The following is a 12,496-nucleotide window of genomic DNA, read 5'->3' on the forward strand; positions in this document are numbered from 1 at the left end:
GCCGGGGCGGCGGCTGCCTGCCAGACCCATGGAGATCCCAGTGATGAGACCCGATCGAGCCGCCTTCCGCCCCGCCTTCCGTCCCGCCTTCCGCCCCGCACTCCGAGCCGCAGTCCGCGCGGCATTCCCCACCACCGCCACGGCCGCCGCCGTGAGCCTGCTGGCCGCCACCGCCTTCGCGCAGGCGCAGACGCCGCCGTCCGCCGAGTCGACGGCTGACAGCAAAGCCGAGAGCAAGGCGGACAGCCGCGAGATCAAGGACAAGGAGAAGAACGAGCTGCCGGTGATCACCGTCAACGCCACGCGCGTGAAATCCAGCCTGCTGCAGACGCCCGTGGCGGTGACGGCGCTCTCCCAGGACGCCCTGACCCGCGAAGGCATCCACGACGTGCGCGGCCTCTCCGGCAAGGTGCCGAACCTGCAGATCTCGCAGGGCGCCGATTCGGGCGTGCAGATCAACATCCGCGGCGTGGGCTCGACCAACTTCACCGAGGTCGGCGATCCGGCCGTGGGCCTGCACGTGGGCGGCCTGTACTCGCCGCGGCCGCAGGGCGCGCTGGCGCTGATGTTCGACCTGGAACAGGTGGAAGTGCTGCGCGGCCCGCAGGGCACGCTGTTCGGGCGCAACTCCACCGGCGGCAGCATCAACATCATCCCGGCCAAGCCCGAGTTCGGCGCGACCTACGGCACGGCGGAGCTGGACCTCGGGAACTACCGCAAGCGCCAGCTCAACCTGGTGCAGAACATCGCCGTCAACGACACGATCGCGCTGCGTGCCACCGTCAGCAAGATCAAGCGCGACGGCTGGATCAACCAGCAGCAGGACTTCACCGACATCGACATGCCCGAGCACGGCTTCGTCGCCGACGGCATCCCCGACGTCGACCAGCGCCGCAACGTCAAGGTGCCGCGCAGCAAGTACTACTACAACCGCGACGAGTGGGCGGCCCGCATCGCCGGCCGCGTGAAGCTCTCCAGCGACCTCGAATGGCTGGTCGCCTACGAGAAGTTCCAGAACAAGGGCGCCGGCGAGATCGCGATGAAGGACTGCGACATGGCCGCGGGCACCGACTTCGCCTGCCCCGGCGGCAAGTGGGACGTGAAGGTCAACGTGCCCGGCAAGACGGACATGTCCATCGACACCGTGCGCTCCAACCTGAACTGGCGGCTCAACGACCAGTCGAGCATCGAGTACGGCTTCGCCTACGCCACGCAGAAACGCTCGCAGCAGTCGGACGACGACGGCGGCTACTACCCGCTGTCGCGCCAGGTCACGGCGACCTGGCCGGTCGGACCGGACGGTGATTGGGGCACCTGGCCGCTCCGTGACGAGACCTCGCTGACGCTGGGCTCCACGTACAAGTCGCAGGTGCACGAGCTGCAGTTCAAGCATCACACCGACAACGTGCAGCTCGTCACCGGCCTGTTCTGGATGCACGAGAAGAACGCGATCGACTATGCGCAGGAGCAGCTGATCACCGCGCCCTACGGCTTCCCGACCAGCCAGTACTATCAGCAGCCCGATCGCCAGATCGACGCGAAGGCGCTGTTCGCGCAGGCCGACTGGACCTTCATGCCGACCTGGACGGCGACGGTGGGCGGCCGCATCAGCTTCGACAAGAAGACCGACAAGGGCGGGCGCGTCTACGGCGGCTGGGACGGCTCGACGCCGGCGTACTACAACGGCCTCTTCGATCCGGGCACGCCCGGCACGCCGGGCTTCCGCCCGCACAACGGCCGCGACCTGACCGAGCAGATGGGACCCTTCGCCGGTCCCGGCGCGTACGGCCTGTGGGGCGAGCCCGCGGGCAACGACCACAGCGAGAGCTGGAAGAAGTTCACCTACCGCCTCGGCCTGCGCAAGCAGCTGACGCCGCTGGACATGGTCTACACCTCGCTGTCGTCGGGCTACAAGGCGGGCGGCTTCGGCGACAAGGACGACAGGTGCGGCGGCAAGGAATGCGTCGACGGACCGGCGGGCCCGCAGTACACCTTCTTCCCCTACAAGCCGGAGACCGTCACCAACTTCGAGCTCGGCTACAAGGGCCTGATGCTGGACAAGCGCTTGAGCCTGTCGGCGACCTTCTTCTACAGCCGCTACAAGGACATGCAGGTCACGGGCGACTTCTTCGCCTCGAGGGTGAAGCAGGTGGGGCCGTGCCCCGACGAGAACCCGACCTGCGACATCGTCACCAAGTGGCAGACGGTGAACGTCGGTGTCGTCGACATCCCCGGGCTGGAGCTGGAGGTCGACTACAAGCCGTGGGCGGGTGCGCGGCTCGGCGCCTTCTTCAGCTACATCAACAGCAGGATGAAGGACTACCCGTCCTTCAGCGACAGCTGGAACTGCGGCACGCGCGCCGAGATGGGCGCGCCGGCATGTCCTGACCCCTACACCGGTCCGATCCGCGAGAACGCCGGCCGGCAGATCTACGACATCACCGGCAACCACCTGCCGCTGTCGCCGAAGTACAGCTTCGGCATCAACTTCTCGCAGAGCTTCCGCTTCGGCGAGGGTTGGGAGCTGACGCCGTGGGTCAACGTGAAGTGGCAGGACAAGATGTACTTCACGCTGCGCAACCTGGACAACGCGCACATCTCCGACGGGCAGAAGGCCTTCGCCAAGGTCGATGCGAGCCTGCGGCTGCAGGCGCCCAAGGACTGGCATGCGGAGATCTACGTGCTGAACGCGACCAACAAGATGACGAAGAACGCCGCGCAGGATGGCGGCGGTTTCGTGCGCAGCTACTGGAACGATCCGCGGACCTTCGGGATCCGGGTGGGGATCGATTACTGATCCCGCGACGCTTCCCTGCCTTGAGTTTTCTACACTGGTCCCCGGTGCATCAAACGCAAGGCAAGGGATGACCCCCACCGCTCGGAAGTTTTCGAAGGCCGCGCTGATCGCGGCGGTCCTGGCGCTCGCCGCCTACTGGTACTGGTCGCCGTGGCTGGCGATCCACCAGATGCGGAATGCCGCAAAGGCCGGCGATGCGACGGCGTTCAACGAACGCGTCGACTATCCGCTGCTGCGTGAGAACCTGAAGGGCCAGTTGTCGGCCGCCATCGGCGCTCGCGCGACCGAGCGGTCCGAGTCCGGCAGCGACATCGCCAAGGCCGGCGCGGCGTTGGGCTCCTTGTTCGCGACGGCGATGGTCGATCGCATGGTGGAAGCGTTCGTGCGCCCGGAAGCCGTCATGCGGATCATGCAGGAAGGCAAGCTGATGCCCCGCCGCGAGTCGCGCGCGAAGACGCCTGGCGATACGCCCGTCGACGAGGAGGGTGAGTCCGACGGCAACAAGGCGCCCTCGAAGCGCGAACCCATCTGGACGACGGAACGCCCCGGCGTCGATACCTTCATCCTCTACGCCCGCCGCGCGGGACAGGCCGAGGATCGCCGTACCGGGCTGGTCTTCCAGCGACGGGGATTCGCGTCGTGGGTGCTGACGGAAATCCGGTTGCCGGCGTTGTCCTAGCGCGCGGTGAGGACCAGCCTGAGGACATCGTCGCTGTCGCGTCCGAAGACCACCAGCAATCGGCTGTTCGACTTGCAGATCTGCTCGTAGATCTCGACGCGTCCGCCGCCGCTGTCTCGGGCGCCGAACGCTTCGACGTCGTCCGGCATGCCGATGGCCGCGTAGACGTCGTAGCTCGGAATGCTGACGAGCGGGCTGGCGGGCCAGGCCAACGTGATGGACGGCTGCGCCTCCCAGAGCTTGCGCTCGTAGGTCGCTGTCATGCCCAGCGGCGTGGGAGCTTTGTCGGCACGGAGCACGACCGGGTCCTCGTAGAAAGAGGTACGAAGAGCGAAGGGCAGGTAGTCCGCCAGGATCACCGGCTCGAAGATCAAGCCCAGGTCGCAGACCCGCTTGAGCAGCAGGAGCAACGGCCGGGTGGCCTCGGACCGAGGGGGTGGCGGCGGTGGCGGTGGCGCGACGAATGGGACGTCATGTCTGCCATTGAACGGTTGGGAGGCATGGGAAGCGGTTGCCATGATGGCCAGCGCGACGAGCAGGCCGGATGAAGACGTCTCATCGTTGCCCATCCAGTTCCGAAGATTCCGCCGCGACTGCCACCAGCGGACTGGTGTCATGGCGCCAGGCATGCCGGCCGCGTCTCAAGGACGCCCCGCCGCCCAGGCGACCAGCGATTGAATCTCTCCGTACATCGGCAGCTCCGGCCTGATGTCGAAGCCGCCGGCTTCGACCACGTTCATGGCCCGCTGGCAGGCGGCCGTCCGGTCCGGCTTGTCCAGCATCGAGCGCACGGCGGCCTGCGAGTTGCCGCGCACCGCGCTGGTCATCTGCTGCCACACCTGGTCCGCCTGCGGCTTGCCGCCTTGCGCGCGTGCTTCGGCCATGCGTGCGGCCTCGTACTTCGCCGCGGCATTCACGAAGACCTGATTGCGCTTCTGCCAGGCCACGACCAGATCCTTGGGCGATTCCGGCCGATTCAACAGGTTCAGGCACTCCTGGCCGATGCGCCGGATGATGTCGTTGGCCGTGGCGACGGCGGCCATCGAGGCATCACGGCTCTCGGTCGTCGGCGAGCCGGCGGGCAGGGCACCCGACGCCGCAGGGCCAGGCGATGCCGATGCGGGGCCTGCCGCCTTGACCGACGCCGCGCAGCCTTGCACCAGGTCTCGCACCCGGCGCGAGATCGCTGGCGAGGCGTCGGGACCGGCCAGGAAGTCTTCCTTCAGGTAGCGCTGCACATCGGTCAGGCTGGAGAACATCTCCAGCTGCTGCTTGTCCTCCGCATGGAATTCCGGCATCGGCTCCGGCAGCGGAAGCTGCAGGTTGCGATAGGCCCGCAGCCAGGCCCGCTTGGCGTGCTTCTGTCCCACCGGGGATTCCAGGAAGGTGTCCACCATGCGGTCCCAGCCCGGTTCGAACGCGTTCTCCACCAGCTGGCGGATGACGCCATGGAAGGACGCCGGAGGCAGCGCCTGCACGCAGGCGGCCACGGCAGGATCGATGCGCCCGGCGTTGAGGGCCTTGGTCACGCCGCCTTGGAGGGACGCCAGCGCCACCCGCGACTGGGCCTCCACCAGTGGGGTCTCGGCGAGCGCGGAAAGTGGCGCGATCGATGCGGCGGCAAGCAGGAAGGCGGCGAGGCGGCTTGGGGAGGTCATGGGGCGGATTATTCATGCCTGCCGACCGATGGCGGGCCGATGCTTTCCGCCGCTCCGCCTCACTCCGATGGTGGTGGCAATGGCCAGTTGTCGAGCAGCTCTGCCGCTTCTTTGCAGTCGTAGCCGCGTGCAATCCATGCTGCCGTGGCGCCATCCCGCGCGATTGCAGGCCGGTTGCACCCGAACGCGATGGCTGCTTTCCGGTACCCTGAGGACTCGTGACGTGCCACAACTGAGGGACGCGATAGATGGCGCAGCGCGCAACGCTATTTGAGTTCTACGCAAAGGTATGCATCTCGTCCACCGACGAGGAGCTTGCCGAGATCAATGGCCAGCTTGCAGCGGTGTTGGGTAAGTCGGTCGAAGACGACGGCACGCTTGTCGGCTACGCCGTACACATCTATTCGACGGGCGAGTGCTGGAGCGTCAAGGAGCGAGACCTCATTGCCACTGGCGAGTTCGACAGACGCGAGACTTTCTACTCCGGTGCATCCATTCGCGTCGACGAAGGCGGCGACGTCATCGGATAAGCCTATTTCGACGATTGCTTTGTGGCGCTGATTCCGGCGCCGGCAATGTCCGAAACGGGTTGAGCGTCGTCCCTCAGGGGGGGGCAGCGAAAAGCGCTTCCTGCCTGAATAGGCCGACGGCTGTGCAGCGGGTCCGGGCCTTCAGCTTGACGAACTCAGTGCCGTAAAGCGGCCATTCAACGCTTGACTTCAAGCCAGTCCCGGTCTAACTCACACCAACCTGCCTCCACGAATGCTGGGGCGATTCAGCTCGTTCGGATGGAATCCAGGTCGGCGACCTGAGAGACGGAATCTCGCAGAGCGGCTATCGCGACGCCTCCACAGTTTTGTGGATGTCGCCCTGTAGTAGCGGCTGCTTCAATTGACGGGCGCGCTCGGGGGGGCGTGGGCGGGATGCCGCCGTGTCTAGGGAGCGCCAAGTGAAGATACACGGAACGAGCGGTCAGTCTGCCAAGGTCGGGATTGTCATCAGCTTGCTATTGGCCGGTTGCGGAACTTCCAATCCCGTGGTCCGCAACGAGCCTGGTACGACATACGGCGACATCCTTGTGAGCGCGCCTCGGGTAGCTGGACGAGAGCGACTCGTCAACGACCGCTTGGAGCAAGACCGCTGGCTGAGCGAGCAGTTGAACCGGGTGAGCGAGGCAGACTTGGGATACGAGGGGCTGGTTGACATCAAGAACCTCGCCTATACAAGCGCGCAACTGAAGGCACAAGTCGACCCTGCATACCGGCTCTACGCAGCGCAACAGGGCGCGGCCATCTCTGGGGTCAAATCCTCCGCTGCGGCGATGGAGGCGGCCGAGCAGGCGCGGTTGGCGGCAATCAGAAGCGTCACGGGAAAGTTGAACAAGGGCGAACTGACCTGGGAGCAAGCGAACTCGCAGTTCAAAGACCTTGGCGTGACGTTCTCACCAGTCACGCCGGGCGCGCCGGCAAGTGCCCCCAACATTCCTAGCGTGGGGTCGACCACCCCTGGACTCGACGCGAGCCTGCCCGGTCGAGCGCTGCTGGATAGCAAATCGACGGCGATTGTTCCGCCGGGAGGTTCGGAAGCTTCGAGGGCGAGCGTGCAGGCTTCCCCAATCGACCGGTTTCGCGACCTGTTGGCCGTCCGCGAGGAAATTCGAACTGCGCGCATCGAGAACGCGCTTGACGACGCGCATGACATTGGCGGAAACACGCTCTACCGACTTACCTTTGATGTCACGACCCGGCCGCAGTGGGATACCAGCGCTGTTGCTGTTGTTGAGGCAACAGTCTTTACTGAACCCGACCCACCATATGAGATGGCGACGAAATTTCGGCGCATCTATGAGCAGGAGGCGACTGCGCGCGTTGACGCAATGCTTCGCCAAATTCAGACGAGGGTCGAGGATGAGTGTCCGGTTGAAAGGCGGGACAGCTTGAACTTGGTGAGCGTTGAATGCGCAATCACGGAGTTGGCAGCCAGAGAGCAATCAGTTGTCGACTACGAAGCGAGAGGGTGGTTAACCCACCTTAAAGTGACGCCATCTGCGAAGGGCCGTGGTTGGGCAATGTCAGTAGATGCGGTTCAAGGCCTGCGTCAGCTATTGGTGGAAGCAGAGGCCCGTCGCCTTGCCAACTCTCCGGCAAGCTGCTACCTGGAGATGGTCACGGAGGCTCGCTACCGTGAACGGATTGGGCTGAGGTCAGACGAGATAATTCCGCCAGGCATGGAGCGCCGCTTCAGGGAAAGAGTGAACGTCACGATGCTTTGGGATGACATTCCAAAGATAGGCGACCGGTTGGGGCTGGCGCGCCTTCAAGCGCAATTCGAGCGCTTCGGGTGCCCCCCCTACGAGGACAAGAAATCATTTGTCAATTCGCTCAGCACCTCGCTGTTCGGCGGAGCAGGTATTAAGAGCTATGCCGTAACTCCTAGAGAGGCAGTCCAGCGCCTTTCGGAACTAGGCGGAAGTCGGGCAGCAAATGAACTTCTGCTTGGCCTGAGCGCGCTGACTCCTGGTGCCGGTATCTCGGGAGCGCTGCAGCAAGTCAGAGCCAACGACGCTCTCTATCAGGCTGTTCGCAGGCAGCCGCTCATCGTGGGTTTTGGGGACGGTCGGCGTGCAGAGCCGTCGCCTGAAAATGCTGCGTTAAAGCAGGAGAGCACCATCGTCGGGTGGTTGATTGGCCCCCAGTTTCAGCTTGCTGGCAACGGCTCCTCCGCAAACTTTCGCCAGCACGCCAAACAGCAATCTGTGTCGGCGACGCTGTCAGTGCCCGCTTGGGTGCCTAAGCTGAGTGTTTGCATCCGGACCTATTGGTTCACCGAAACGGGGCTGCAAGTTGGGCAAGACGGCAAGGCTTTGCCTGTTGAGACTGAGAGCGTTGGCCCGGGCTGTCGGAGAGGTCAAAAAATTTCTGTCTTCCTCCCGCGCCGCGACAGCGAGCTTATGGCTCAAAGTGAGGACAGGTTGCGTCCTCGCATGCCTCTGGCGAACGACTTTCAATGGTTGGACCTGACGGAGGGGCAAACGGCTCGGATTCTCATCACCGGCAGCAATCTTTGGCGCGCGACGGAGGTGTTCCTAGGCGGGCAAAAGGCTGACGCGATTTCTCTTACGCCGGACATGAGAGGGGTGCAGGCGGTATTCAACCGTGTGGAGAGCCCTGTTGGAAAGGGCATGAAGCGCGGGCGCGCTGACATCATGCTTTTCACATCAGAGGGTAAGGTCTTGGTTGGGAGCGCACAGATTCAGCGCTCTGCCGACTTGGCGGGGGTCACCGCCACCGGATTCTCCCGCCGGCTTGTCGCTGGGGAACGCACAGGTTTCGACCTCAGCGCAAGACTTGATGCTGCTAGCCTTGTCGAAGTGCACGTCAAAGACCCGTCGAACGCAGCGCTGGACGCGAAAGTAGCGGCAGATGTTTCTACTGATGGACGCCGCGTTTCATTTATCCCTGACCCGCTGCAGGGCATCGGTGCGGGCCGTCTTCTCGACGTCTTTTTGGTGGTGAAGAAGGCCCAGGGAGCGACGGCGCAGGAAATCCCTGTCGCGCGCAATTTGGTGTACTTTCCCAGCGCCCAATCTGCACAGGTGCAGGCGTCAGCCGTTGGCACGCTCAAGCAGTTGCCGCTGACGTTCAACGTCGCCTTCTCCCAAGCCGTGATTGACGGTTTCGCCGGTGCGGGCGACTCACGCCTTCGCCTCAGGAGCACGGCAGACGTGGATGGAGCGCAGTTCGTTTTGAACGACGCTGTCTGCGACCGTACAAAGCTCACCTGCAAGTTCAAGGTGACGGCTCCACCGGATGTAGCGAAGCAGATAGCGGACAAGAAAGCTGCCTGGACGATTTCTCTCGCGTTCGTCGGGGATGACATGCCGGCTTTGGACAAGACGGAGTTCCCAGTAACTCCTTGACCGCCGGGTGACTTGTGGGGCTGAGGACATGAGAGGGAACCACAAAGCGGACATTGGTGAACGACGGCTCGCAGCCTAGAGCGGCGGTGGCAACGCAGCGGAAGCGGACATACTGCGCGCCTCACTCTTTCCACATGTATGGTGTTCCTCGCGCTAACGAAATCTGGTCTCCAGCAGGTGCTGCTCAGATTGCTGCCCGACGACAGTGTTTGGTGTGCGTGCGACGCGATATCACAGGAGGAGTTCGGCTCGAGCCCTCCGAGGCAGGTCACCCGCCTTGAATACGCACTGGTCGATGCGGGAAGCATCCAGCGGGCGCTCTGGGTCATTGAGGACCACCACCCGGGCGAATCGGTGTGGATTGAGTCCGGTCCGCGCCCAGCCTGAACCGACCGCCCGAACGTCTCTTGCCTCGCTGCGCTCTCCGTCGCATCGGTCTTCACAGACCCGCGACATCGCCCTTGCCAGAATGGACCATCGACATCCGTCCGAACGCCGTCCACGCCCCGCATGCACACCTACGACCCCACCGCGCCGAACCTTCCCCACAACCCGTTCAACGCCATCGTCGGACCTCGACCCATCGGGTGGATGTCCACGAAGAGCAAGGCCGGCGTCGTGAACCTGGCGCCCTACAGCTTCTTCACGGCGTTGAACTACACGCCGCCGATCATTGGCTTCTCCAGCATTGGCCGGAAGGACTCGTTGCGCAACATCGAGGAGACCGGCGAGTTCGTCTGGAATCTCGCCACGCGCGAGTTGGCCGAGGCCATGAACGCGACGTGTGCGCGGGTCCCTCGCGGCGTCAATGAATTCGAGCTGGGGAAACTGACCGAGGTCGCGTCCGTGAAGGTGGGGCCGCCACGCGTCGGAGAGAGCCCCGTCGCCTTCGAATGCAAGGTGTCCCAGATCATCCAGCTGAACTCCATGGACGCTGAGCCCGTGGACACCTGGATGATCCTGGGTCAGGTCTTGCTGATGCACATCTCGCCGGCCCTGTTGAAGGACGGGGTGTTCGACACCGCCGGCGCGGGGCTGATCCTGCGAGGCGGCGGACCGGGCGACTATTTCGAGCTGGGCGACAAGTTCGTCATGGCAAGGCCGGACTGAGCGACGCGGCGGAAGGGCCGACCTCCCGGTCGGCCCCGTTCCTGTCGACCGCGCTTCAGGGCAGCGCGTTGAGCGACGACCTCACGCCGCGCGAGAAGCCCAGCCCGTCGTGGCGGTCCCAGTTGATCGACCACGTCATCACGCCGCGCAGCGTCGGATAGGCCTGCGGCGGCTTGATCGCGCCGCATTGCGACAGCTTCGTCAGGCAGTTGAGCGCCGCCGTGATCGTCGCGACGCTCGCCTGGCCGCTGTTGGCCGACGACGGACCCGACGGCAACCCGAACGCGACCTGGTCCGGCCGCAGCCCGCGGAACACGAACGGCCCGGTGCCGTTGTTGGTCGTGAATCCCTCGATCAGCATCCGGCTGGTGGCCACCAGCATGTCGGCGCTGCCTTCGGCCAGGCCCTGCGTCGCGTACGGCGTGTAGACGGCGCCGTTGTTGTAGTACTGGACGTGGAGCACGTTCAGCTCGTCGCGCAGGCCGTCAATGATCGGCAGGTAGGCGCCCCAGATGCCGCTGTAGGCGACGTAGCCGCCCTGGACGTACGGATGCTCCGGCGCCATCGACAGGTAGAAGCCGCTGCCGATGCGCGCCTTCAATTGCTTGACCGCGCTGACCAGGTTGGCCTGCACCGGCGCGCCCGAGGTGACGCCGGCGCCGCTCTCCAGGTCGATGTCGATGCCGTCGAAGCCGTAGCGCCGCATGATGGCCTCGACGCTGTTGACGAAGTTGGTCACCTGCGCCGCGTTGTTGAGCGTCACCGTGCCGTTCTGGCCGCCGAAGGACAGCACGACCTTCTTGCCCTTGGACCGCGCGGCCGCCACGTCCGCGATGAAGCGCGCCTCACCGCCGGCGCTCGGGTCGAGGTTGAAGGCGATGCTGCCGTTGCCGGCATCGTCCGCGAAGGCGACGACGATCACGTCGTAGTCGGCGGAGACCTCGCTGATCGGGAAGGTCGGGCCGGCCGGGTTGGTGAAGTTGTGCCAGTAGCCGATCAGCTGGTGCTTGCCGGGCGCGGGCGCCGGGCCAGGCGACGGGGCCGGCGTGGGCGCGGGACCGGGTGCCGGCGTCGGTGCAGGAGAGGGCGCGGGCGTCGGCGCCGGTGACGGGGCGGGCGGCGTGGTGCCGCTGTAGATCGTCCACGGCTGGCCCGTGCCGACCGGGCCGTTGCGCGTCGCGGGGTTGTCGCCCTGCGTCCACCAGTTGGCGCGGTAGATCACGCCCTGGTAGCTGACGATCGCGCCGCCCGAATAGGCCGTTGCCGCATTCCATGCGCCCTGCGGCGCAGGGGCGGGGGACGGGGTCGGCGTGGGAGCGGGCGCGGGACTGGGCGCCGGGCTCGGCGTGGGCGCCGGCGACGGAGCGGGCGAAGGTGCCGGACCGCTCGCGGGGCCGACCAAGGTCCACAGCGATGCGTTGGTCGGGTTCCAGCCGGTGCTGGCGTAGTCGGTCTGGTTGACCGTGGCCCGGTAGAGCTGGCCGTTGTAGCTGACGACGGTGCCGGCGGTGTAGTAGGTGTCGGGCTTCCAGGCCGCGGCGGTCTGCGCGACCGCCTGCAAGGTGAGCGCGGCGGCGCCGAGGGCGACGATCAGCCGCAGCGGGGCGGAGGTGGCAGAGGAGGGGCGTCGGACGGAGACGGTCATGGCAGTGGTTCCAAGGTAAGACCGAAGCGGGTCCCGAGCCCGCACCAAAGCCGCCGGAGGCCTCGATGTTGAGGCCAGTCGGCGGATTGCGTCGTCGGTGGATCTTCACTGGTATTAGAAGAATCCAGTTTTATTGCCACCGCTTGGATACCACTTTCCGAAATCTGGACGATCTGGCGCAGCGGGAAAACCCGGATCATGGTGACAAGGCGTGTGGCCAGCTCCCCCTATCCTGTCGATCCCGCTCGTCGCCATTCGTCGTGCAAGGGAGCGGCATCGAGCCGCGCCAACAACCGGAGAACCGCAATGGACTACGTGGATGGATTCGTGATCGCCGTGCCGACCGCCAAGCGCGAGGCCTATCGCCAACTGGCGCAGGACGCCTCGGCGGTGTTCAAGGACCACGGCGCGCTCAAGGTCGTCGAGTGCTGGGGCGACGACGTGCCCGAGGGCAAGGTGACCTCGTTCCCGATGGCCGTGCAGCGCAAGCCGGACGAGACGGTGGTGTTCTCGTGGATCGTCTGGCCGTCGCGCCAGGTGCGCGATGAAGGCATGAAGAAGGCGATGGAAGACCCGCGCATGAACCATGATCCGAAGGACATGCCCTTCGACGGCCAGCGCATGATCTTCGGGGGCTTCGAGGTCATCGTCGACGCTTGAGCGAGCCTCCGTCCAGGAGGCTCGACCG

At 65.1% G+C, this 12,496-nt stretch carries 9 protein-coding genes; 6 read left to right on the plus strand and 3 right to left on the minus strand.

Translation table 11 applies throughout. From position 1 onward, the window contains the following. Positions 1 to 43: 43 nt before the first annotated feature. Both AC1VNM_RS25660 and AC1VNM_RS25665 read left to right on the plus strand, forming a co-directional pair. On the plus strand, positions 44 to 2,797 hold the full coding sequence (locus AC1VNM_RS25660) for a TonB-dependent receptor (RefSeq protein WP_483108781.1): 2,754 nt from the start codon (positions 44 to 46) through the stop codon (positions 2,795 to 2,797). A 67-nt stretch (positions 2,798 to 2,864) separates the two neighbouring features. Beyond that, complete coding sequence (locus AC1VNM_RS25665) at positions 2,865 to 3,476, plus strand: DUF2939 domain-containing protein (RefSeq protein ID WP_483108782.1); 612 nt, start codon at positions 2,865 to 2,867, stop codon at positions 3,474 to 3,476. On the opposite strand, the gene AC1VNM_RS25670 is transcribed toward AC1VNM_RS25665, so the two are convergent. After that, entirely contained in the window at positions 3,473 to 4,045 is a 573-nt protein-coding gene (locus AC1VNM_RS25670; RefSeq protein WP_483108783.1) for a hypothetical protein, read from the minus strand. The genes AC1VNM_RS25665 and AC1VNM_RS25670 overlap by 4 nt on opposite strands. 72 nt (positions 4,046 to 4,117) lie before the next feature. Further along, complete coding sequence (locus AC1VNM_RS25675; RefSeq protein WP_483108784.1) at positions 4,118 to 5,134, minus strand: hypothetical protein; 1,017 nt, start codon at positions 5,132 to 5,134, stop codon at positions 4,118 to 4,120. A 248-nt stretch (positions 5,135 to 5,382) separates the two neighbouring features. Here AC1VNM_RS25675 and AC1VNM_RS25680 point away from each other — a divergent pair, with 248 nt between their 5' ends. The 3 genes from AC1VNM_RS25680 to AC1VNM_RS25690 all read left to right on the plus strand — a co-directional run bounded on the left by AC1VNM_RS25680 (position 5,383) and on the right by AC1VNM_RS25690 (position 10,163). After that, complete coding sequence (locus AC1VNM_RS25680) at positions 5,383 to 5,664, plus strand: hypothetical protein (RefSeq protein ID WP_483108785.1); 282 nt, start codon at positions 5,383 to 5,385, stop codon at positions 5,662 to 5,664. Positions 5,665 to 6,299: 635 nt separating this feature from the next. Then, complete coding sequence (locus AC1VNM_RS25685; RefSeq protein WP_483108786.1) at positions 6,300 to 9,053, plus strand: hypothetical protein; 2,754 nt, start codon at positions 6,300 to 6,302, stop codon at positions 9,051 to 9,053. Positions 9,054 to 9,563: 510 nt separating this feature from the next. After that, on the plus strand, positions 9,564 to 10,163 hold the full coding sequence (locus AC1VNM_RS25690) for a flavin reductase family protein (RefSeq protein WP_483108787.1): 600 nt from the start codon (positions 9,564 to 9,566) through the stop codon (positions 10,161 to 10,163). Between the two features lie 55 nt (positions 10,164 to 10,218). On the opposite strand, the gene AC1VNM_RS25695 is transcribed toward AC1VNM_RS25690, so the two are convergent. Beyond that, a complete protein-coding gene (locus AC1VNM_RS25695; RefSeq protein WP_483108788.1) occupies positions 10,219 to 11,808 on the minus strand; it encodes a chitinase in 1,590 nt (529 codons plus the stop codon). A 306-nt stretch (positions 11,809 to 12,114) separates the two neighbouring features. Here AC1VNM_RS25695 and AC1VNM_RS25700 point away from each other — a divergent pair, with 306 nt between their 5' ends. Then, positions 12,115 to 12,468: a DUF1428 domain-containing protein gene (locus AC1VNM_RS25700; protein ID WP_483108789.1), complete on the plus strand. Its 354-nt coding sequence runs from the start codon at positions 12,115 to 12,117 to the stop codon at positions 12,466 to 12,468. The last annotated feature ends 28 nt before the right edge of the window (positions 12,469 to 12,496 follow it).

This window comes from Mitsuaria sp. MSU3D (assembly GCF_056867975.1).

Excerpts from the sequence above, each read along its gene's own strand:
- AC1VNM_RS25665 (WP_483108782.1), top strand. The coding sequence starts at position 2,865 with ATGACCCCCACCGCTCGGAAGTTTTCGAAGGCCGCGCTGATCGCGGCG.
- AC1VNM_RS25690 (WP_483108787.1), top strand. The coding sequence starts at position 9,564 with ATGCACACCTACGACCCCACCGCGCCGAACCTTCCCCACAACCCGTTC.
- AC1VNM_RS25700 (WP_483108789.1), top strand. The coding sequence starts at position 12,115 with ATGGACTACGTGGATGGATTCGTGATCGCCGTGCCGACCGCCAAGCGC.
- AC1VNM_RS25675 (WP_483108784.1), bottom strand. The coding sequence starts at position 5,134 with ATGACCTCCCCAAGCCGCCTCGCCGCCTTCCTGCTTGCCGCCGCATCG.
- AC1VNM_RS25660 (WP_483108781.1), top strand. The coding sequence starts at position 44 with ATGAGACCCGATCGAGCCGCCTTCCGCCCCGCCTTCCGTCCCGCCTTC.
- AC1VNM_RS25680 (WP_483108785.1), top strand. The coding sequence starts at position 5,383 with ATGGCGCAGCGCGCAACGCTATTTGAGTTCTACGCAAAGGTATGCATC.
- AC1VNM_RS25695 (WP_483108788.1), bottom strand. The coding sequence starts at position 11,808 with ATGACCGTCTCCGTCCGACGCCCCTCCTCTGCCACCTCCGCCCCGCTG.
- AC1VNM_RS25670 (WP_483108783.1), bottom strand. The coding sequence starts at position 4,045 with ATGGGCAACGATGAGACGTCTTCATCCGGCCTGCTCGTCGCGCTGGCC.